The following is a 23,232-nucleotide window of genomic DNA, read 5'->3' as shown; positions in this document are numbered from 1 at the left end:
ATATTACAGCTAAATGATTTTGAAAATCCTATTTAGAAATTAAAAAATTTGTTGTGCAATCTCATTACAATGATTATACAACAAATTTTTGATTAAATTCACTCATTCACATTTCATTAACTCTTGCATTTGCCCTGCTAAACAATATCGGATAAGTTATCTATTTCTTTAAACTTATCTTTTAAACAAGTATATAAAGATGAATAAACCTTGTATAGCTTGTCATACTTTTCAACATTTTCTCTTATAGACTCTGTTATATCTGTGGTCTTTATTAAAGCTTCACATGCTTCATCCACTGAATTAAAAAGTTTACAACCAACTGCTGCAAGTATTGCCGCCCCATAAGCTGGACCTTCCTTTGAATTTATAATACTTACCTTCAAATTGAAAACATCTGCAATTATCTGTCTCCAGAGTTTACTTTTAGAACCTCCACCACTAATTCTTACTTCTTTCATATCAACATTTAAAGTTCTCAATATCTCAAGTGAATCTCTAAGAGCAAAAGCTACTCCTTCTAAAATAGCTCTTGTCATATCTCCTCTTTTATGTGTTACATTTAACCCAATAAAGCTTCCTTTTGCACAAGGATCGTTATAAGGTGTTCTCTCCCCTATTAAATAGGGTAAAAAGAATAATTTATTACTTCCTACAGCAGAACCTTCTGCTTCTGAAAGCAATTTTTCAAATATATCTCCACTTACATTATCTACCCACCATTTAAGGCTTGATGCTGCAGATAATATTACACCCATTTGATGCCACTTTCCATTAGCATGGCAAAATGAATGAAGTCTATTTTCATTATCCACATAGAATTTTTCACTTGATGCAAAAACAACACCAGATGTTCCAAGTGCCACAGATAATATCCCAGAATTAACTGTTCCAGTACCCACAGCTCCAGCTGCCTGATCACCTGCTCCAGCTATGACTTTTGTAGCTGTTGAAAGTCCAGTTTCATTTGACACTTTTTTTGAAACATTGCCTATGACTTCGTAGGATTCATAAACCTTTGGTAAAACGTTTTCTTTAATTTCAAATAAATCTAATATTTCCTTTGACCATTTTCTATTTTCAACATCAAACATTATGGTACCAGATGCATCAGATACGTCAGATGCAAACATTCCAGTAAGCTTAAAACTTATATAATCTTTAGGAAGCATAATATGTGCTATTTTAGCATATATATCTGGTTTATTTTCTTTAACCCAAAGCAATTTTGGAAATGTAAAGCCAGTTAATGCCATGTTACCAGTATATTTTGAAAGTTTATCCTGACCAAATTCTTTATTTAAGTAATCACATTGTTTTTGTGTCCTCTGATCACACCATAATATGGCAGGCATTAAAACTTTATTATTACTATCAAGAATTACAAGTCCATGCATTTGACCACTAAAGCTTATCCCGTCAATAGTTTCTGGTTTAATATTATAACTATTTATAAGTTCTTTAATACCATCTTTAGTACTATTCCACCAATCATCAGGATTTTGTTCTGCCCATCCAACTTTAGGATAGCTTATGTCATAATCCTTTGATACACTTGTTAAAATTCCACCTTTTTCATTCATTATTATAAGTTTTACAGAAGAAGTTCCTAAATCAATTCCTAAAAAGTTCACATCAATCTCTTCTTTCATAAAATTATTAGTAATTTTTGTAGAGGTAGTTTAAAACAACCTCTACATATTACTTTCTATTTATCTTCAAATATATATTGATTTACTATTGATTCTAAATATTCTTGTCTTCCTGACTGGTTGTTCATAGTATTATTGCTCAAAGCATATTTTTCTAGTTCTTCAAATCCAGCTTTACCATCTACTATGTCTTTACCTATTCCAGTAGAAAAGCTTGAATATCTTTCTTTAATAAAGTTTTCAATAGGACCATCATGTAATAATTTATACGCAATTCTAAGTCCTTTAGCAAACGTATCCATTCCTGCTATATATGATAAGAATAAATCTTCTGGTTCAAAGGATGCTCTTCTTACCTTTGCATCAAAATTCAATCCACCTGGTGCTATATCACCATTTTTAAGTATTTCGTACATAGCTAAAGTTGCATCATATATATTTGTAGGGAATTGATCTGTATCCCATCCAAGATGTGGATCTCCTTGATTTGCATCCAAGCTTCCAAGTACATTATTATTTCTTGCCAAACATATTTCATGTTGGAAAGTATGTCCTGCTAAAGTAGCATGATTTGCTTCAATATTTACTTTAAAGTAATTTTCTAACTTATATTTTCTTAAGAATCCTAAAACAGTTGCTACATCAAAATCATATTGATGCTTTGTAGGTTCCTTTGGCTTTGGTTCTATAAGAAATTGTCCTTTAAAACCTATTTTCTTTGCATAATCCACTGCCATCTGTAATATTCTAGCAAAGTTATCCATTTCAAATCCTATATCAGTATTTAGGAGTGTTTCATATCCTTCTCTTCCACCCCAAAATACATAATTTTCTCCACCTAATTCATTTGTAACTTCTATTGCTTTCTTTAACTGTGCTGCTGAATATGCATAAACATTTGCATTACATGTAGTTCCAGCACCATGTACAAATCTAGGATTATTAAATAAGTTAGCTGTGCCCCATAGTAATTTTTTATTATTTTTTTTCATTAATTCTTTACAAATTGATACCATTTCATCTAAGTTCTTATTTGTTTCTACAAGATCTTTTCCTTCAGGTGCTATATCTCTGTCATGAAAGCAAAAATAATCTATATCTAGCTTGTCCATAAACTCAAATGCTGCTTCCATTCTTGCTTTAGCAAGTTCCATCTTATCGTTTACATTATCCCATGACCTAATCATTGTACCTACTCCAAATTGATCAGTTCCATTAGCAGTTAATGTATGCCAATAAGACATTGAAAATCTTAAATGATCCTTCATTCTTTTTCCGCCAATTATTTCATCAGGATTATAATATTTAAATGAGTAAGGATTTTTTGAATCTGATCCTTCATAATTTATTTTAGATACATTAGAAAAATACTCTTTCATCACAATCACTCCCTGTTTTATTATTAAATTTAGTATAACAGTTTAAAATAACTTTTTCAAGTCACTTTATAAAGTTATTTTAATAACATATTATACCTTTTTATCGTTAAAATAATCTTATTATCAAACTTTATGACATCTCTGTCTCTTAAAACTATATTCTTAAAATGATAAAAACCTCTTTAAGTTTCTTATTTATAAGAATGTAATATTATATACTGCTTATATGGTCAGCACTTGGGAGTAAGATTGTTACAACTTTTAAAATCATGTAAAATAAATTATATAAACAACATAAGGAAAGGAATGAATATAATTATGGGAAAAATTTTTTTGAGTACAGAAAGATTAGCATTTTCACTATGGAGTGAAGAAGATATATCTGATGCTTTAGAACTTTGGGGAAACCCAGAAGTAACAAAATTTATTACATCAAATGGTAAAATGTCAGAAAAGCAGGTATGTGAAAGGCTCAAAAAGGAAATAGAAACTTATACTAATGCTAATGTTCAATATTTTCCACTTTACCTCGTAGAAACTAATAAAAATATAGGATGTTGTGGCCTGCGGCCATATGATCCTAAAAACAATATTTTCGAAATGGGAATACATTTAAAACAACAATATTAGGGGAAAGGATTTGCTAAGGAAGCATGTTCTGAAATCATAGAGTATTCTTTCAATACCCTTGGAGTTAATGCACTTTTTGCAGGACACAACCCTAAAAACACAGCGTCTGCTGGATTGCTTAAAAAGCTTGGATTTGTATATACCCATGATGAATTTTATCCACCAACTGGGTTGAATCACCCTTCATACTTGATAACAAAGGAAACTTACACTACTAAACAAGTTAAATAGATAGTGTCATTCCAGATAAGTTTGACTTAATTTGAGGAACTATTACACTTATCGGAGTTTCAGTAATCATATATTATCCAAAAGGATAATATATGATTATGAAATTTGCAGTATCCTTTTTAACTGCTTAATATTTATATCCGTTTGTATTCCTTCTTTATGCCAATGATTTTTACAACCACAGTAGTCTAGTATTACACATTGTGGTACAAAATTTAAGCTTTTTGCTCTCCATCCACCTTCAAGCAAGTTGAGAACACAGGCTACTCCAACAACTCCAATTTTTCCCCTTTTTATTTTTTCATTTGAAAAAGCTTCTGATTCATGAAATATCATGTATACTTTAAAATTATACTTACTGCCCATTTGAGAAAGCTTATTCACTCTACAGCTTTCAGTACAGCTTACACACAAATAACCTTTATCAGTTTTCTTAGCCTTACACTTAATATCATTATGAAACCTCATACAAGAAGGCACTAGAACCATTTTATATTTTGTTTTAATAAAATCCTCTTTAAAGGCTTTATTAAGTATTTCAGCTCCAACCATATTAAGATGATATTCTATTTCTTTTCTACCACAAAATATCATATCTTCTCTAAATTTATACTTTGGATAACTTTGATTTAAGAAATTACTTACTTGTGATGTGTATTTACCAAGTTCTCTACTTCCTTCTACTTTAAACCATTTAGCAATGAAATTAGCTTTACTAACAAATTCATTTCTATATTTTGCAGGTTTACTTTTAAGAAACTTATACCAATTAATTAACCTATCTAAGCAAAACTTAAAATCACCTGAAGCCTTCATCCACTTGATCAAATTAACAAAATTATCAAAATACACTTGTTCTGAAATGGTACTATTTTCACTATCTTCACTAAGAAAGGTTGTTGATAATATGCCTTTAAGCTTATTCAATGCAGGTTTTAAAGGCTTAACATTATTTCTAAACACAGATAGATATGAAAGCATCTTTTGAGGAGCTAACTTCAATTTTCTAGCTCTATTTATATATACTATAAGCAAAACTCCAATGGTAAGAAACTCCAATCTATACTCCTCTTTACTTCTACATTCTTCTATATTACTTTCTTTTATAAAGTCTGCAAAATCATCAATTATCGAAAGAGCTGAATTTTGAATTTTTTCCAGAACTTTAACTGAGACCATTGATATTTCCTTATAATACAAATCTGAATTGATATTTTCACTTTTTAGACAATAGGTAATTACATCCATAATTAATTTCACCTCATCACAAGTTAACTTGCATAATCCCTATCAATAGTTACAACTACATTATATCCAGCATGCTCAGCCTTAATTCCACTATCAATATCTAATTTAAGTTTTTCCTCAGCTTCTTCTGTTATCTCCTTATCAAAACCTATTACTATATCAAAAACAAGATTCTTATTTTCACCTTCTCCTATTATTCTAAGATCATGAAAAGAACTTATAACAGGAAATTTAGCAAGTATTTTCTGAACTGTATGGTTAGCATCAACTATTTCTTTTGAATCACGGCATATTGGATCCATATGAATAACAATAAACATATTATATTTTTCTGAAAGCTCTCTTTCCCCTTTATCAATTATTTCATGGATTTTCATAATTGATATATTACTTGGAACTTCTGCGTGAAGAGAAGCCATTGACCTTCCTGGACCATAATTGTGAATTATAATATCATGTACACCTAAAATGTGTTCATATTCAAGCACTGAATCTTTTATTTCATTTACTAACTCTTGATCAGGCGCTTCGCCTAAAAGTGGATTTATTGTTTCTTTTATCAAGGATATTCCTGACAGCATTATAAATATTGCTACAATCATACTAACATATCCATCTATATTTATTTTAAACATATAACTAAATGATAATGAAATAATTACACCACTTAATATTGCCACATCATTTAAAGCATCTCTACCTGTAGCTTCAAGGGTAGATGAATTAATTATTTTACCTAAAGATTTATTAAAATAACTGAGCCATAACTTTAAAGGTATAGCAAAAGCTATAATTATTAAGGTGGTAACATTAAAGATTACTGGCTCTGGATGCATAATTCTGCCAAAAGAAGTTTTAACAAATTCAAATCCAACCATTAAAATTAAAAATGCAACTATTAGTGCAGATATGTATTCCATTCTTCCATGACCAAAAGGATGACCTTTATCCGCTGGTTTATTTGACAATCTAAAGCCAACAAGAGCTATTATAGAACTTGTTACATCAATTAAATTATGAAAGGCATCAGCAATTATAGCAATACTGTTGGTTATAAATCCAATAATAATTTCCACTATAAAAAGTATTAAATTTATTATTATTCCTAAAATACCACTTAAAATACCATACCTTTCTCTTACCTTTATATCACTAGTATCCTCATAGTTTTTTATAAAATGAGACACTATGTATTTTCCTGTCACATTATCACTCCTTTAATTGATCTATACATAATACACTTTAAAATATCCATATTTTATTTATTATTGATGATTATACCACAATAATTATTACTCTGTTTGAGGAATATAATAATTTTACTATTAAAGCATTAATTTTCTATTATCATTGACTTTTTCTGTTTACACATGTAATATTAAAATATCAATTACATATGTAAACAATATTTAGAAAGGAGATTTTATTCTATGAAAAACAATTCTAGTATTTCCAATGCAGAATTAGAAGTAATGAAAATTATATGGAGAACACCTGAAATAACAGCAAATAGAATTATAGAAAAACTTGAAAGCAAAAGTAGCTGGAAACCTAATACCATAAAAACACTAATAAATAGACTACTAAAAAAAGATATTATTAGTTTTCGTAAAGATGGAAAGGAATATTATTATCATGCTTTGATTTCTGAAAATGATTATATAAATGAAGAGAGCAAATCTTTTCTAAATAAAATTTTCAATGGTTCTATTAATTCTATGGTATTAAATTTTGTTAATAATAAAAAGTTATCCAATGATGAGATTGAAGAATTAAAGGAAATCTTAACCAAGTCAAGTAATAATTCTTCAAAAAAATAAAATGGCAGGTGATATTGTTATGCTAAATTTAATGGAAACAATTTTTTTTATGTCTATAAATGGAAGCATACTTGTAATATTAATACTTTTAACAAAAACAATTTTAAAGGACAAATTAAATGTTAAATTTCATTACTTTATATGGTTTCTTTTAATAATAAAACTTACTATACCATATGAATTACAAAGCAACTTAAGCATATTTAATATATCTAATATCTTAATTGAAAAACAAAGAATTATAAATACTCCACTAAAAACAATATGCAAAAATGATATTAATTATAAAGATATAGACAATGGCGAAAGTATAAAAAATTCCAATAATAAATTAAATTATAAAAGCATATTACTTTTCATATGGATATTTGGAATACTGTGTTCAATTACTTTTACTCTTCATGGCACTAAGAAAATTAAAATTATTAAAAAGCTTTCAGATACTAATTATATTTCAAATTTTAATGAAGTATTAAATAACTGCATGAAAACTATGAATATAAAAAAGAAATTTACTTTAATGTACACTGATTATGCAATCAGTCCTTGCTTAGAAGGAATAATTCACCCTATAATTTTAATATCTAGAAAAACAGCAGAAAGCATTTCCAGTCAGGAACTCAAATATATTATAATGCATGAACTTTGCCACTTTAAGAAATTGGATATAGTAATTAATTGGATTATCATAATTCTAAATACTATATATTGGTTTAACCCAATAATAAGATATGGTTTTTACAAAATGAAACAAGATTGTGAAATTTCCTGTGATTCAGATGTTCTTAAATACTTAAATGATGCAGAAAATATACACTATGGCAATACAATTATAAAAATATTAGAAATAAATACTAACTACAATACACTGCTTGGAACAACTTCAATGATTAAAGATAAATCAGAAATAAAAAAAAGAATTACCTTGATATTAAAATATAAAAAAGTTTCTTTAAAAAGCATTATTTTAGGTATTTTAGCAATTACCCTTATAGGATCTACAGGGTTGACAAAAGCTTCTAACTTAAAAACAGAAGGTAACTTAAATTCAATACCTGTAAGTGAAGTGAATTCTTCTGCAACCTTTGATAAAAATTTATGGAATACTACCTTTGAATTGTGGGATGGAAAAGATTTTTACAAAATAAATACAAATAAAAAATCTTATAGTATAAATGTAACTTCAGATACCAAATTTGGAACAGTAAATATAAAAATTTATAATGATAAAAAAGTATTATTTGAAAAATGCAATCCCAAAAATGAGATTATAAATATCCCTGAAGAAGATACTGAAAATGTAAAAATTGAAACTACAGGAAAGCTTACTAAGGGAAGCTACACAATCCGCGTAGATAATGGACAAAAAATTAAACCAATTGTTATGAAAGATGCCTAAAATTTAAAATATAAATTTTTTCACACATTTTGTTTACGTGTGTAAACAATTAACAGGAGTGATTATCAATGAAATTAAAAAGCTAAACCAAATGAACAAATAGTGGAATTTTTTCCATGTTGCAAAAAAACATATTAAATTATGTCTTTCCTGTAATACGAAGAATTTTATCCATCATTTGTTCTTTTTTCAATACGTAATTGTTAAAACTTTATTACAATATGTATACATTGTAGTTATTGATTACACTAATATACATATAGTATTTTCTATTTAATGTTTAATATGTCTAAATTAACTATTAAATATTTTAAAGTGATTAGAATATTCAACTTTTATGTATTTTTTTGATGTAATATACATTATATAGAATTTTATGACTAATTGTGGTATTATGTATATAATTAATTACTTTATATTCTAGGATAAATTTTAAGAAAAAAATAACTAGATTTAAAGCGTACTAAAAATACAACTAGTTTGTTTACAAGCCTTCTGATAAACTCTAAAATAAAATACTTATATGTTTAATTTTCAACCAAAATAAAATACTCATTTAAGGATCAAATAAATTCTATGGGAGGAATAAAATTGGAAATACTAAGAGAATCAGGAATTAAGGGTCTTGGAAAAATATCGTGGAGTACGCATATGTGTATGTTTTATTTATCAAGAGATGATTTCTCAGATATATTAGTAAATTATATTAAAGCTGGACTTGAAAATGACGAACTATGTATTTGGGTTTATAGTGGCATTGACAAAAATGTAATTATAAAAATATTGAAAAAATCCATCAATAATATAGAACAATATATTATGAAACATCAGTTATTGTTAATACCTTATATTGATTGGTATATTAATGATGATAATTTTCATAGAAAAAAAGTGACAAATAGATGGCTTAAATATATAGAACTTGCTAAGACTAAAGGTTTTGTAGGCGTAAAAGCTATTGGTGATATCGGTTGGATTGATAAAAATTTATGGTTCAACTTTTCTGATTGTGAAACCCATCTCAATAATATTATTGACAATTTTCCTTTTACAATTATATGCCTATATAATTTATTGAAATGCACTTCTTTTCAAATTGCTGATGTTATTCGTAATCATAAATACACTTTAATAAAAAGTGAATCTGAATGGTCTGTACTGAAGAATTCTGAATTAGAACTAAAAGAAAATAATAAAATACTAGAAGAAGCACTAGAGTCTAATAAAATAAGAACTGAATTTTTTTCAAATATTTCACATGAATTAAAAACACCTTTAACTATAATTTTATCAGCATTACAACTATTAAACGAAAAAAGTTCTACACATTTAAATGAAAAAATTAATGAAAATACTGAAAAAAAATATATCGATATAATTAAGCAGAACAGTTATAGATTGTTAAGATTGGTAAATAATATAATTGACTTAACTAAAATTGATTCAAATTTTTTTGATATTCAATTGAAAAACTTGAATATTGTAGAAGTAGTCGAAAATATTGTATTATCAGTAGCACAATATATAAAATCTAATGGTATAAAAATAACCTTTGACACTAATGTGGAAGAAAAGATAATGGCTATTGATATAGATCAGTTTGAAAGAATAATATTAAATCTGATTTCAAATGCTATAAAATTCTCAAAACCTGAAGGCAATATATGGGTCAGCTTATATGATAGACAAGATCATATAATTATCTCAGTGAAAGATGATGGAAAGGGAATTCCTGAAGACAAGCTTCCAATTATATTTGAACGCTTTTACCAAATTGATAAATCGTTATCAAGGGAATGTGAAGGAAGTGGCGTAGGACTAGCCATAGTAAAATCATTAGTTGAAAAACATAGTGGTAAAATAACTGTCAACAGCACCCTTGGCTTAGGAAGTGAATTTACCATGAAATTTCCTATAAGAATAATACCTGAAAAAATGCCAATTTCTAGTTCTACTCTATTAAACGAAAATCAAAATTGCATGGAAAAAGTCAACATTGAGTTTTCTGATATTTACAGTATTTAAAGGCTCACAGTTTTATCTGTAAGCCTTTCATCATATCTAAAATTTTATAACATGACCTATTACTTATCAATAATTTATTTTAATTTCTAATTGTTGTAAACATATATTTAAATTTTTCACAAATAAGCTTATTTTTTATGATTAAAATTCTTTATAGTAAATAGTTTTTAACTTTATATTGTATAATATGAATAATTTGTAATATAATGTTTTATTTTATTACAAATTGACATTAAAATTCTTATATAGTATAATTTTAACAGGATTATTAACCATATTTTTATGTACACTCAATTTAGCATTAAAATGAATAGTTTTTCTTTATTATTTAATACTCACAAAACTTATATAGACTTCAATTCACTAAGTAATACATATTAAATTCCATGTTTAAAAGAAATTTTAGTCTTATTTCATAATAATTATGCTTTCAAAATTCAAGATAAAATTTAAAATAGCTTAGGAGGTATCATAAATGTTTAAAAATTTAAAAATGCTATATAAAATTTCAATATTATCTGTTATTTTATTATCATTTTGTTTTATTATCAGCTTCACAGGATATTACTTTAACGAAAAATCAAATAAAAACATATCTAACATTCACGATGAAAATATTAAAGCTATAAATATAATGGACGACATGAGAATACAGTCCCGAACTGTACAATATGATTTGCTTAATCTAATTCAAAACAATGGAAACAAGCAAAACCAAAAAGCTTTCTTAGACGAAATAGATTCAAAGTTTAAAGGAATAAAAAATGATATTGATGAATATAAAGCCCTTAATTTAACCCAATCAGAAAAAGATTCTGTAAATAAACTAGAAAAACAGTTACCAAAGTATACTGAAGTATGTACAAAAATAAAAGATATGTCTTCTTCTGGGAATGTAAAATCTGAAGACATATACGCTTATTTTTCTGCTAATAACACAAGTGTTTTAGACAGTTTTCGTTCTGGAGCAAATACTCTAGTTAAATACCATATGAAAAAAGTCGATGACACATATAATCAAACTCAAATAGCTTATACCCAATCACTAAGGATATCTATAATTATTTTAATTATTGCCATACTTCTTGGTGCTTTACTTACAATTTCAATAGTAAAACCTATTGTATTTTCATTAAGTACAGCAACAAACTATTTGGGAATACTCGCCAAAGGAGATTTTACTAAAGACATACCCTCTAAACTATTAATTAGTAAAGATGAATTTGGTACAATGCTACAGGCTATAGATAAAATGAAAGTTTCTATTAGAGAAGCTTTAATATCTGTAATTAATGAGTCTTCTAATATTAAGTCCATGATAAACAATGCTGATAATAGTTTAGTAAAACTAAATATGGATATACAAGACGTATCTGCAACAACAGAACAGCTTTCAGCTGGTATGGAAGAAACTTCTGCATCCACACAAGAAATAAATGCTACATCACATAAAATAAAAAATACTATAGAGGATGTTACTTGCAAGGCTAAAGAAACTGCTCTAAAATCAAAAAAAATAAGCAGTAGAGCAAATTCAGTAAAATCAACTGCACTATCATCTCAGCAAAGTGCAAATGAAGTATATTCTTCAACTAATAAAAATTTAAAAAATGCAATAGAAAAATCAAAATCAGTTGAACAAATTAAAGTACTATCTGATACTATATTACAGATAACATCTGAAACTAATCTTCTTGCTCTAAATGCAGCTATAGAAGCTGCTAGAGCTGGTGAAGCTGGTAAAGGCTTTGCAGTAGTATCAGATGAAATAAGAAAATTAGCAGAGAGTTCTGCTAACACTGTAAATGAAATACAAAACATAACAGAAATAGTATTAACCTCAGTAAAAAATCTAGCAGAAAGCTCTAATGAAATATTAGAATTTATTGATAAACAAGTACATAATGACTATATCTCAATGGTTCAGACAGGGGAAATATATAATAAGGATGCCGAAAGTGTATTTAATTTATCCAATGATTTTAGCATAGCAATTGAACAAATTCAAAAGCTCATGTTAAGCATGACCCAATCATTAAATGGAATAACTTTAACTTCAAATGAAGGTGCTGAAGGTACCACAAATATAGCTTCAAAAACATCTAGTGTAGTGGAAATGACAAATTATGTAGTTGAACAAGTACATAACGTAAAAGATAGTGCGGACAATCTTGAAAAATCTGCGTTAATGTTCAAAGTATAAAGAATATAATTTTCATTTAATATAAATATTATGTTTATGCACTAATAAGCAACTTTCAACTGTATTGAACCTTATATCATATACAAGCCTTTATACAGTTGAAGGTTGCTTTTTAATGCATTACATATATACATAATCCATCTATTGATTATATTATTGTAAAGTTATATTTTTCCCTGGAGGAGTAATTGCATTTTGAATATTTTCTGATGAAAATTCAGTTATAGCTTTAATTGCATTTCCCTGCTTAAATACAACTATAACTGGACTTTCATCTTCTCCAATCCCATATTCATCTGGTATTTCTTGTTCTGTAATATCCATTGTTCCGCAAGCTATGTTACCATGTGTCTCTTCAAAACTTTCCATCACATTTAGCATTTTATCACCATTTTTTACAGAAGGATAATAAAACCCTATCACAGAATAAAAACTGTCTCCTACAAAACCTTCAAAATTATTGTCATTTAATTTTTTTAACATCGTAAATTACCTCCTATTTATTAATTTTCCATTTGATGTTTTAATACTCTTTAAAGTATTGCAATAGCATTTGGCATCTACAATTTACATTTCTAATTCATACCAATTAATTCTTATTTAGGACATAGGTAAGAGGAAAAATTTTAATGCAGTACTCATTTAAAAACATAAGTATTTGACATGCATTTTTATATTAAAAATTGCGTTTGGTATACCAAATACTATTGCAATACTTTAAAGAGTATGTTATACTACAAGAAATGGATGGGAATATATCTCGTAAATATATTCCCAATAGAAAGTAATCAACTTATCGAGATACTATATTTAAGTGCAAACCAAATACTATTGAGGAATAGTAGGTTTGAAATTATCTATAGTATTCTGCTTTTTTACAGGTTTTGGTATACGTGGCAAGATAAGTGACATTATGGATGCATATAATGAAAGTGCTGCTGCGAAAGAAAATACAATATTCCATCCAAAAGAATTGGCCAGTAAAACTCCTAATCCACCACCTAAAAGAGATGCTGTTCCTTTAGCACTATTTAAAAAACCATAATTAGAAGTAGAATAAGTTGTTCCAAACATATCTGCATTCACCGATGGGAATAATGAAAATGCCTCGCCAAATGTAAACATAACAAATGCTAAACAAACTACATATAAAACATTGCTCTTACTTCCTAATATCGGCAATAAAAATAGAAATATTGCATTTAAGCCAAATCCAATAACCATAGTTTTATAACGTCCTATCCTATCTGATATCCATCCCCAGAAAAATCTACTAACACCATTAGCAAAAGAGTTCATTGTTACAGCTAATGTAATATATGCAGCAGCGATTCCCATTTTCTTTCCAAATGATGTTGTATTTGCTGTTACTATAAGCCCACCAACATTAATACCAAAGAACATTGTCCATGTAAGCCAAAAATGAGGAGTTCTTAACATTTCTGAAGGTTTAAATCCAATTTGTGAAGGATCTAAATTAGCAATAGCTTCTTTCTTGTCTTTTTTACTAGGTGATTTTGTTCCAACAGGATAACGTAAAACTAATGCTGCAATTATAAGCACAATACCTTGAAGTATTCCTGTACGCATAAACGGAACAGAAACATTACCATTCGCTAACATTTTTGCAAGTACTGGAACAAAAGCCATTGAACCCATTCCATATCCTGCAACTACTAATCCAGAACAAAGACCACGTTTATCAGGAAACCAACGAACTGCTGTACTAACACTTCCACCATAGACCCCTCCTGCTCCAGCTCCTGCTACAGCATAGAAAAAATAAAGTCCAGCAACAGAATGTATTTGTCCCATCATGCTCCATCCAAATCCAACTAATATACCTGATAAAAGGAACACAAATCTTGGGCCAAGTCTATCAAGCAAATAACCAGCAATTGGCTGAGAAAAAGTTTGCATTACAATAAATATTGTAAAAGCACATTGTATAACTGCTAAAGACACTCCTATAGTTTTAGTTAATGGAATGGTGAACAAAGTCCATGCATATTGGAGGTTTGCAATCATCACCATAGATACAAAAGCAACAACTAGTTGAAACCAGCGATTACCAAGAATTGGTCCATACGTCTCAAGAGCCTTAGCTTTAATGTCATCAACATTAGCCATACGTTATTCCTCCCCAATCAATATTTAATTTTTAAATTTATTTAATACTTAATGCCAAAAATAAGTTTTTAGCACTAGATATTTTACTTGATTATAACCCCGGATCAATTGTAAATTGGCCCGGGGTTAACACAGCAGGCAAACTCTGCTAATTATTTTATTAAATTAAATACAAGTTTAATTTAAAATTATTTATTTTGCTGTTTGAGATACAGTAACATCAACTCCAACTTCCTTCAATCTTTGATTTGCAAATTGTTGAAGTTTTTCTATATGCTCTGGTTGTAAATGACTAAATCTACCTTGACACTTGATGTATTCACTAACTGGTTTATACTCTTTAGGTGTAATTGTAAGCTTATACTGACCATCAACAAGTTCATATAATTGTACCATACCAGTATCAACTGCTAATTTTGCTACTTCAACTGTCTTTTCAGCTGGGAAACTCCAACCTTTTGGACATGGAGCATGAATATATAAGAAAGCTGGTCCTTCAGCATTGCAAGCTTTACGTACTTTATTCATTAAGTCTAGCGGATATCCCAATGATGCAGTAGCTAAATATTTTAATTCTGGATGACCATGTGCCATAACCTTTGTAATATCTTTAGGCATAAGCTTCTTACCTTCTGGAACTACAGGTCCAGCTGGTGTGAACGTAGTCCATGCACCATATGGAGTAGTTGGAGAAGCTTGAATTCCTGTATTTGCATAAGATTCATTATCATAGCAAATAAATACTATATTATGACCTCTATAGAAAGCTGCAGATAGAGCTTGAATTCCTATATCAGCTGTACCGCCGTCTCCAGCCATAACAATTATATTAGGGTATTCTGCATCAGTTTTATGTTTTCTTATCATAGCTTTAAAAGCTGCCGATATTCCAGATGCAACTCCACCACCATTAGTAATTTGTGCGTGTATCCATGGAACTGCCCAAGGACCACAACCATAACTTGTATTTGCAACATACATACAACCAGTAGGTCCTATGAAAATTGTATTTTTTCCAGCAGCTTTGGCAACTAATCTATACTGCAAAGCAGGACCACACCCTGCACATGTACGATGACCAGGAACATAATATTCTTCTACTGGTGCTTGTTTAATAGATTTAATTTCTTCTAACACTTGACTTTCCTCCCCTCATACTTATAGTTCAAATGGTGCCCAATAGCTTTGTTTATCAACTTTACCTGTCTTGTTAACTTCTTTTAATATGTTAAACATCTTATAGAACTCATCATGAGTAATCATTGATCCACCTAAGCCGGCAACAAATCCAACTGTTTTAACTTTTTCATCATTATTGTACAGAGCTGCTCTAGCTTCAGTTAATAGAACACCTGATCCACAGGAAATTCCAAAGTTTACTGAGTTATCAACTACTCCTACAACCTTAAATTTTCTCAAAACGTCTCTTACTTGCTGTGTTGGGAATGGACGGAATGTGCGTAGTCTAACTACACCAACTTTTTCTCCAAGGTTACGTAAATGTTTAGCAACATTTTTAGCTGTTTCAGCATGTCCACCCTGCATAAAGATAACACATTCAGCATCGTCAGTCATATATTCTTCTAACCATGGATTATATTTACGTCCAAATATACGTCCAAATTCATCATGAACTTCTTCAATTACTTTATAGGTACCTTCTACAGCTAAATGACGTTGATATTGAGTACCAGGACCCATTTCAGGTTCCATCTGTGCGCCAATTATCTGAGGATTTCTTGTATCTAAAACATGATGGTTCTTATATGGTGGTAAGAACGAATCAACTTGTTCCTGTGATGGAACTTCAACTTCACCAAGTATGTGAGATACAAAGTATCCATCTTGGCAAGCATATTGAGGTAAAAGAACTCTAGGATCTTCACCTATACGATAGTACATAAGACTCATATCTAAAGCTTCCTGTGGAGTGGATGCCCATCCTTGTATCCAGCCTTGATCACGGCAGCATAAAGCATCTGTCTGTTCAGAACCGAAATCTCCTGGAGGGTCTAATGTACGATCAGCAATAGCCATCTGTAATGGCAGTCTTTCTCCTGATATTGGTGAATAAACTTCCATTGCGTAAGTAACACCTACTCCTGAACTACCTGTAAAAGCACGAGCTCCTGCAGCTGCAGCACCGTAAACCACACTTAATTGTCCATGCTCACCTTCGCCAAGAACAAATTCAGCATCTAACTCTCCATCTGCTACCATTCTTGATAATTCTGACATAATCCCAGTGTATGGACGTATTGGATATGAACAAATAACATCAACATTAGCTAATTTGATTGCATTAGCTGTTGCAACACAACCAGACATTCTCTTTATATTACTTTTCATTTTTTTTAATTCACCTCCTGTTAATATTAAACTTAATCTTCAAAATCTAACTCAGGAACTAAGCTTATTGCTCCAACTGGGCAAACCTCGGCACAAATACCACAACCCTTACAATACTTTAAATTAAAGTTAATAGGATGATCCTTTGTCATAAGGTTAACACTCGAATCAGGGCAGCTAATCCAACAAGTTTGACATTCTACACATTTATCAGCATCTAGTACGGGTCTTCTTGTACGCCAATTGCCAGTAATCATTCCTTCATTTTCTTTTTGTGGTGAAGGGACAGTCCCTGCAAAAGGAATCTTTTCATATGGTACAGCCATTTTTACGACACCCCCTTAATATTTTAGGCAGAAGCTTTAGGTAAGCTCTTTACATCTACAACGACAGCTTGATTATAAGCTTTCTTTGCAGCACTCTTATTAACAACAATTTCTAACAAGTTTTCAAATTTAACAATTCCTGTACCTTTAACAACAGCAGCAGCTAATGCAGCACCCATTCCTTTACCTATACCGGATGCATCAGTAGCACCTTCTGCTCCTGAAAGAGTAATAATAGACTTCGATAATTTATTTGCGTCTATTGTAACTATTTTTGAAAGATTTTCAGTATTTTTCTTTATGAATTTGAATAAATACTCAGGTGCCCTCTTAGTATTAATTACCAAGATAGCTCCAGGTCTAATTCCATCTAATATGTCTACACCTTTAACGAGAGTTTCCTCTGTAAGAACAACTATATCTGGTTCCTCATTTTCATAAACATATTTTGACTCAATTTCATTAGGGCTAATCTTTCCATATGCCCTTACTGGAACATAAATACGATCTGGAAGATCAACGTAATTCTCCCAAGCTTGAACGCGTTTTCCTTCTAAGGCTGCAGCTTCAGTTAAAGAAACAACTACGTCACGAGCTTCTTTGTTTTCATACACTCCTCTTCCCCAAACTGTGATTTGCTTTAAATCTGGTTCAGCGAACAAATTTTTATTCATCACTTTGTTCTACACCTTCCTTCCTTTAATAATAAATATTTTTGTTTTATAGTTAACTTAAGAATTGCGGGCAACCACCTCCTTAAGTTGTTTTTCAGCATTCACATTTTCAATGGCACGCTCAAAAATATTTTCATCAATTTTCACCTTTGAACCTGTTTTCATTGCTTCTGTAAGTGCTATAAATGAGGATTTATGACACAAATTAGCTAATTCCGCTCCTGTCATTCCTTCTGTAGCTTCAGCTAATCTTCTAAAGTCTATATCCTTTAATGTAGGTAATCTTTCAGAATGAATTTTTAAAATACATTCTCTTTCATTAACATCTGGCAAATTAAACTCTAGTATATATTCAAAACGCCCCTCTCTTATTAAAACCGAATCAATTAAATCCATTCTGTTAGTAGCAGCAAGCACAGTAACTTTATTAGATTTTTCTAAATCATCAAATTCTAATATGAGCTGGCTTATAAGTCTTTCTGTTAAATTATTTGACACCTCTGATCTAGAACGAATAATGGCATCGATTTCATCAAAGAATAAAATACATGGAGCACTTTGCTTTGCTTTAATAAATATATCATGTAAAATCTTTTCTGATTGTCCCTTCCAGTTAGAGGCTAACGTAAGTCCACTTATAGTTATAAAATTTGATTTTGTAGAATTTCCAGCAGCCTTTGCAATTAAAGTTTTACCTGTACCTGATGGTCCAGTAAGTAAAATACCTTTTGGGGAAGTAAAGTTATATTCCTTGCATAACTTGGAATCTGTAAATGGAATCTCCAATAGAGTCTTTAAAGTATTTTTAATTTCATTTAGACCTCCTATATCTTCCCATTTTACATCTGGAATTTCTGTAGCATACTCACGAGTAGCTGATGGTTCAATTTCCATTAAAGCTTTCATAAAATCATTCATAGAAATTTTGAATAGAGGTATTTTACCATCTAGCCCAATTTTATCCATAGAACTGCGTAAAGCTACCATACCAGCTTCTTTACATAAGGCCGAAAGATCTGATCCAACAAAACCATGAGTTATCTTAGCTAATTCTTCTAATTCTACATCATCATCAAGGGGCATACCTTTTGTATGGATTTGCAATATATTAAACCTTCCATCTTTATCAGGAGGCATTATAGCAATTTCTTTATCAAATCTACCAGCACGTCTTAATGCAGTATCTAATGAATCTGGTATGTTAGTAGCACCTATTACAACAACTTGTCCTCTACTTTCCAGACCATCCATAAGAGCAAGCAGTTGTGCAACTACTCTCTTTTCCACATCACCATGAACATTTTCTCGTCTTGGTGCAATAGAATCAAGCTCGTCAAGAAAAATTATACTTGGAGATTTATTTCTAGCTTCTTTAAAAATTTGTCGAATTCTAGCTTCACTTTCGCCATAATATTTATTCATTATTTCTGGTCCATTAACATGAATAAAGTGTGCTTCCGTTTCAGATGCTATTGCTTTAGCAATTAAAGTTTTCCCTGTACCTGGAGGTCCATAGAGTAGAATACCTTTTGGTGCTTCAAAACCTAATCTTCTAAATATTTCTGGATATTTTAAGGGCAATTCTACAATTTCTCTTATCTTTTTGACTTGAGCACTTAATCCTCCTATATCTTCATAAGTAACCCTAGTTTTTGAACCTCCAAGTTCACATTCTACAAAAACAAGTTCAGTTTTTTCAGTTACTTGAACCGGACCCGATGGTGCTGTTCCTGTTATATGAAATCCAATTTCATTATGTCCATAAACCATTAAAGATACTTCATCATCAATTAATATTGGAATACCTTTTATTAAATTTTTTATCTCTACTACATCATCTTTCTTGCACTTAAAGAACATATCTATTGGAGAAAGCACAACTTCTCTTGCTGTTTTTACTTCAATTTTGCTAACTGTTACTACCTCATTTAACCCTGCACCAGCATTCCTTCTAATAATTCCATCCATCTGTATAAGTGGTACTCCATAAATATCATTAAATGATGGATAAACCTTAGCTACAGTATCTTTTTTACCTTTAACACTAACAACATCTCCTGTATCTATATCTAACTGCTCCATATCTTCTCTATTTATTCGAACTATGCCTTTACGGGAATCTTCTACTAATCCTTCTTTGACTTTCAATTTAATAGTATTGATTCCAACCATTCTAAACACCTCTTTGCTATTTTTACTAGGTATTAAACTAGAAAAATATTATGTTTATTAACTTAATTTTGGTATACGGTATACCATTTTATCCAAAGTATTCTTCATCTAAATACTTATTTACAGGGTAATCTGACATGTTTTTATTAGCTGTAATATTTTAAAAATTATAGGAATATAATTATCTATTAGGTATACGGTATACCATCTTAATGAAAAAAATAATTTTCATCTTAAGATCGTGTTTTATATTGTGTGATAATCAATCTTATTTATATTGAATATACTTTTTAAGCAAATAATTTGAAGTGATTTTTCTGAATTTTCTGTTTTGCACATCTTTACTTATATTATATCACATACTTTTTTAATTGCAATACTTTTCCATAATTAGCATGAAATGTTTTTGATATTTTTTAATCTTATTATATTTTTTTGCATTTTCAAAATTTAGAATTATGTTATAAACTTAATATTTTCAACTATCTACTATTAGTATAATGAATAATTTAGAATTACTTAACTTTATAAAATTCAAACAATTCAAACAATTCATTTTAAATTTTCATTAGGTATTATCTGAATAAGACATTTCTAAAAATACCCTACCGGTTTTTTGTACATGTGCTTTAGCTATATCATATGCTGTATTGCTATCATGTTTGCGTAGAGCTTCAATAATTTCTTTATGTTCATTATATACTTCTTTCATACGACCACTTTTAGTATATGTCAATTTTGTAAATTTACTGATATAAGCACGAAGTGTATTAACAAAATAATATAAATGAGGACTTTCTGCAGCCTTATAAATAATTTCATGAAATTGTTTATTACCTGATATTGATTTTTCGATATTTCCTTTTTCATATTCTTCTAACATTTTGTTATTAACAGATTCTAATTTTTCTAGATCCCTACTTTTGATTTTTGAAGCTGCAATACTACAACTAAGGGATTCCAATGCTTCTCTCATTAATTGTATTTCCGCAACATCCTCTTTAGTAAATCCAGAAACAACTACCCCTTTTCTAGGAATATGAGTAACCAGCTTTTCCAACTCAAGTTTACGAATTGCTTCTCTAACCGGAGTCCTACTTATTCTAAGTTGTTCTGCAATATTACGTTCTACCAATCTTTGACCAGGTTCTAATTTTCCATCAAGAATAGCACCACGTAAAATGGAAAATACTGAATCTCTAATATAACCCATATTATCAAATTTTATAGGTGTAAATTGATATGCCATTTTTCTCCTCCATTTTTAGCCATCTGATGTTTAAACTCATTCCATCAGATTGTATTATGTTTTATTCAAATTGTAAACTTTATATTTTTACATTAAATGTATTTTTTGTTTATCCTAACAATAAAAGTATATCATTTATAAATAAAGCATGTCAAACTCTATTAGTAAAAATTTGAACAAGCTTAGATTGAACCTAAACTATTACTGCCACATACTCTATAACTTTTAGTATAAAATATAACTATTTGTATAACCTTTGAATAACTTGTCTAAAATAATTTATAAGATAATATAATTAAAATTTAATATGAATGTAAATGCACTAATTATTGTTATGAGGTGATTTTATGGAATTAGAAATAATAGATATAATATTTTATGGTTTTTGTACTTCAATAATATTATTACTTATATATGTAATATCATTTGTAATTATATTTAATGAATACTGTAAAAAACACTCCGAATCATAGTTTTTTTTATAAAAATAACCTATAAAAGCTTTTTACTTTTATAGGTTATTTTCTAAACATAATATTCTATCTTTTGCTCTTTACAAAATCTTGCAATTGATATATACTAATAATAGACTTTTGTAAAAATAAGTCTTTTGTATAATTATATGGAAACGCACATTTATAAATTACAGCATTGCTTTAACTTTAATATCTGATTCTTTGGAGAGGTCAATATATCTTTCCCCAATACTCACAACAGGATTTGTAATACAATGAGGAGGTACATATAAAATTTCCCCTTTCTCATCGTTAGTTAGTAAAACCTTTGATCCCACATAGCAAGCTGCTATATTTTCTAAAAAGGTATTCATTATGTGTATATCAAAGTATTCAATGCTATTGTTTTTAAGCATTTCAAAAGCTTCAAAAGGAGTTCTTCTATTTCTATAGGTTCTGTCAGATGTAATTGCATCATAAGCATCTACAACAGCAATTATTTTACAATATATACTTAATTCATCACCGTTTTTACCAAGAGGATACCCTGTACTATTCATTCTTTCATGATGCATTAGTATAACTTCTTTAACTATATCTGATACAATACTGGTATCTTTCACCATGTTATATCCATAAACAGGATGTTTCTTAATTTCATCAAACTCTTCCACATCTATTTTCCCTTTTTTATTTAAAATCTCAATAGGTACCTTAACATTTCCTATATCATGAAGAAGTCCTGCTACGACTATTTGGTTTATATCCTTTTTAGTTAAACACAACCACTTGCCTAAAAGCATTCCATAAAAAGATACATTTACACTATGAGTATATACATATTCTTCAGAATTTCTCAATTCGTTAAGACATTTAACAATATAATATTCATCATTTATGTTTTTATAAATTGAATTAGATATTTTATCTATTTTATTTACTTCTACCTTTTTTCCCTTACATAGATCATTTACTACCTCATTTATTTCCATAATGTTAGTTTTATAATTCTTTTTTACATCAGAAAAGCTAGTTTTGGTGAATTTGGGTAACTCTCCACTATCTGTAGCATAAATCCAAATGTATTTTATTTCAAATGTAGCAAGCTTTTTTATTATATAATTGTTTATTACAGTATTTTCTACAGCAATAGTTGCACCATATTTACTTACTATCTTTTGGGCAATTATATCCCCTACCTTACATTCGGAAACCAATACACATCTTTTTCCCATGTACATCTCCCCCAAAAATATCAAAAATTATTGTCTTCAAATTGTGTAAACTTCA

Annotated in this window: 17 protein-coding genes and 1 pseudogene; 5 read left to right on the top strand and 13 right to left on the bottom strand. The window is 29.3% G+C overall.

The features are described from left to right. Nucleotides 1–137: 137 nt before the first annotated feature. Both xylB and xylA read right to left on the bottom strand, forming a co-directional pair. Nucleotides 138–1,634, bottom strand: coding sequence for a xylulokinase (gene xylB / locus EG57_RS0221400; RefSeq protein WP_032079133.1), 1,497 nt, complete (start codon nt 1,632–1,634; stop codon nt 138–140). Nucleotides 1,635–1,708: 74 nt separating this feature from the next. Further along, nucleotides 1,709–3,031 carry a xylose isomerase gene (xylA, locus tag EG57_RS0221395; RefSeq protein WP_032079132.1) on the bottom strand — a complete coding sequence of 441 codons (1,323 nt, stop codon included), beginning with the start codon at nt 3,029–3,031 and terminating at the stop codon, nt 1,709–1,711. Between the two features lie 306 nt (nt 3,032–3,337). Between xylA and EG57_RS25275 the strand changes: the two are divergent. Beyond that, nucleotides 3,338–3,892, top strand: a pseudogene (locus EG57_RS25275) (GNAT family N-acetyltransferase). Nucleotides 3,893–3,988: 96 nt separating this feature from the next. On the opposite strand, the gene EG57_RS0221385 reads toward EG57_RS25275, so the two are convergent. Together EG57_RS0221385 and EG57_RS0221380 are read right to left on the bottom strand one after the other, a co-directional pair. Next, nucleotides 3,989–5,140, bottom strand: coding sequence for a DUF116 domain-containing protein (locus EG57_RS0221385; RefSeq protein WP_032079131.1), 1,152 nt, complete (start codon nt 5,138–5,140; stop codon nt 3,989–3,991). A gap of 23 nt (nt 5,141–5,163) precedes the next feature. Further along, on the bottom strand, nt 5,164–6,345 hold the full coding sequence (locus tag EG57_RS0221380) for a cation diffusion facilitator family transporter (RefSeq protein WP_032079130.1): 1,182 nt from the start codon (nt 6,343–6,345) through the stop codon (nt 5,164–5,166). Nucleotides 6,346–6,570: 225 nt separating this feature from the next. Here EG57_RS0221380 and EG57_RS0221375 point away from each other — a divergent pair, with 225 nt between their 5' ends. From EG57_RS0221375 to EG57_RS0221360, 4 genes are all read left to right on the top strand, one after another. Then, nucleotides 6,571–6,960, top strand: coding sequence for a BlaI/MecI/CopY family transcriptional regulator (locus tag EG57_RS0221375; RefSeq protein WP_032079129.1), 390 nt, complete (start codon nt 6,571–6,573; stop codon nt 6,958–6,960). Nucleotides 6,961–6,979: 19 nt separating this feature from the next. Continuing rightward, nucleotides 6,980–8,359: a M56 family metallopeptidase gene (locus tag EG57_RS0221370; protein ID WP_052038045.1), complete on the top strand. Its 1,380-nt coding sequence runs from the start codon at nt 6,980–6,982 to the stop codon at nt 8,357–8,359. A gap of 591 nt (nt 8,360–8,950) precedes the next feature. After that, nucleotides 8,951–10,384 (top strand): MEDS domain-containing protein, encoded by a 1,434-nt coding sequence (locus EG57_RS25590; protein WP_052038044.1) that lies wholly within the window; start codon nt 8,951–8,953, stop codon nt 10,382–10,384. 475 nt (nt 10,385–10,859) lie between these two features. Then, entirely contained in the window at nt 10,860–12,587 is a 1,728-nt protein-coding gene (locus tag EG57_RS0221360) for a methyl-accepting chemotaxis protein (protein WP_032079128.1), read from the top strand. 153 nt (nt 12,588–12,740) lie between these two features. Here EG57_RS0221360 and EG57_RS0221355 read toward each other — a convergent pair whose 3' ends face one another. The 9 genes from EG57_RS0221355 to EG57_RS0221315 all read right to left on the bottom strand — a co-directional run bounded on the left by EG57_RS0221355 (nt 12,741) and on the right by EG57_RS0221315 (nt 23,177). After that, the gene (locus EG57_RS0221355) at nt 12,741–13,070 is read right to left on the bottom strand and encodes a hypothetical protein (protein WP_032079127.1); all 330 of its coding nucleotides are present in this window, start codon (nt 13,068–13,070) and stop codon (nt 12,741–12,743) included. Nucleotides 13,071–13,415: 345 nt separating this feature from the next. Next, the gene (oxlT, locus tag EG57_RS0221350) at nt 13,416–14,717 is read right to left on the bottom strand and encodes an oxalate/formate MFS antiporter (RefSeq protein WP_032079126.1); all 1,302 of its coding nucleotides are present in this window, start codon (nt 14,715–14,717) and stop codon (nt 13,416–13,418) included. A gap of 192 nt (nt 14,718–14,909) precedes the next feature. Further along, nucleotides 14,910–15,854 (bottom strand): oxalate oxidoreductase subunit beta, encoded by a 945-nt coding sequence (locus EG57_RS0221345; protein ID WP_029161717.1) that lies wholly within the window; start codon nt 15,852–15,854, stop codon nt 14,910–14,912. A 21-nt stretch (nt 15,855–15,875) separates the two neighbouring features. Next, the gene (locus tag EG57_RS0221340; RefSeq protein ID WP_032079125.1) at nt 15,876–17,066 is read right to left on the bottom strand and encodes an oxalate oxidoreductase subunit alpha; all 1,191 of its coding nucleotides are present in this window, start codon (nt 17,064–17,066) and stop codon (nt 15,876–15,878) included. A 32-nt stretch (nt 17,067–17,098) separates the two neighbouring features. After that, nucleotides 17,099–17,392, bottom strand: coding sequence for a 4Fe-4S dicluster-binding protein (locus EG57_RS0221335; RefSeq protein WP_032079124.1), 294 nt, complete (start codon nt 17,390–17,392; stop codon nt 17,099–17,101). A 23-nt stretch (nt 17,393–17,415) separates the two neighbouring features. Then, entirely contained in the window at nt 17,416–18,066 is a 651-nt protein-coding gene (locus EG57_RS0221330) for an oxalate oxidoreductase subunit delta (RefSeq protein ID WP_032079151.1), read from the bottom strand. Nucleotides 18,067–18,123: 57 nt separating this feature from the next. Beyond that, entirely contained in the window at nt 18,124–20,238 is a 2,115-nt protein-coding gene (locus EG57_RS0221325; RefSeq protein WP_032079123.1) for an AAA family ATPase, read from the bottom strand. A gap of 568 nt (nt 20,239–20,806) precedes the next feature. After that, the gene (locus EG57_RS0221320) at nt 20,807–21,487 is read right to left on the bottom strand and encodes a GntR family transcriptional regulator (RefSeq protein ID WP_032079122.1); all 681 of its coding nucleotides are present in this window, start codon (nt 21,485–21,487) and stop codon (nt 20,807–20,809) included. A gap of 643 nt (nt 21,488–22,130) precedes the next feature. Further along, entirely contained in the window at nt 22,131–23,177 is a 1,047-nt protein-coding gene (locus EG57_RS0221315; protein ID WP_032079121.1) for an HD-GYP domain-containing protein, read from the bottom strand. Nucleotides 23,178–23,232: the final 55 nt, after the last annotated feature.

Origin of the sequence: Clostridium drakei, from assembly GCF_000633595.2 — a bacterium.
Taxonomy (GTDB): Bacteria; Bacillota; Clostridia; order Clostridiales; family Clostridiaceae; genus Clostridium_AM; species Clostridium_AM drakei.
This window is presented reverse-complemented; position numbering and strand designations above follow the sequence as displayed.

What these genes read in the sequence shown, in the direction of transcription:
- xylA (WP_032079132.1), bottom strand. Translation starts at nt 3,031, where the DNA reads ATGAAAGAGTATTTTTCTAATGTATCTAAAATAAATTATGAAGGATCA.
- EG57_RS0221385 (WP_032079131.1), bottom strand. Translation starts at nt 5,140, where the DNA reads ATGGATGTAATTACCTATTGTCTAAAAAGTGAAAATATCAATTCAGAT.
- EG57_RS0221375 (WP_032079129.1), top strand. Translation starts at nt 6,571, where the DNA reads ATGAAAAACAATTCTAGTATTTCCAATGCAGAATTAGAAGTAATGAAA.
- EG57_RS0221370 (WP_052038045.1), top strand. Translation starts at nt 6,980, where the DNA reads ATGCTAAATTTAATGGAAACAATTTTTTTTATGTCTATAAATGGAAGC.
- EG57_RS0221360 (WP_032079128.1), top strand. Translation starts at nt 10,860, where the DNA reads ATGTTTAAAAATTTAAAAATGCTATATAAAATTTCAATATTATCTGTT.
- EG57_RS0221355 (WP_032079127.1), bottom strand. Translation starts at nt 13,070, where the DNA reads ATGTTAAAAAAATTAAATGACAATAATTTTGAAGGTTTTGTAGGAGAC.
- oxlT (WP_032079126.1), bottom strand. Translation starts at nt 14,717, where the DNA reads ATGGCTAATGTTGATGACATTAAAGCTAAGGCTCTTGAGACGTATGGA.
- EG57_RS0221340 (WP_032079125.1), bottom strand. Translation starts at nt 17,066, where the DNA reads ATGAAAAGTAATATAAAGAGAATGTCTGGTTGTGTTGCAACAGCTAAT.
- EG57_RS0221335 (WP_032079124.1), bottom strand. Translation starts at nt 17,392, where the DNA reads ATGGCTGTACCATATGAAAAGATTCCTTTTGCAGGGACTGTCCCTTCA.
- EG57_RS0221330 (WP_032079151.1), bottom strand. Translation starts at nt 18,066, where the DNA reads ATGAATAAAAATTTGTTCGCTGAACCAGATTTAAAGCAAATCACAGTT.
- EG57_RS0221325 (WP_032079123.1), bottom strand. Translation starts at nt 20,238, where the DNA reads ATGGTTGGAATCAATACTATTAAATTGAAAGTCAAAGAAGGATTAGTA.
- EG57_RS0221320 (WP_032079122.1), bottom strand. Translation starts at nt 21,487, where the DNA reads ATGGCATATCAATTTACACCTATAAAATTTGATAATATGGGTTATATT.
- EG57_RS0221315 (WP_032079121.1), bottom strand. Translation starts at nt 23,177, where the DNA reads ATGGGAAAAAGATGTGTATTGGTTTCCGAATGTAAGGTAGGGGATATA.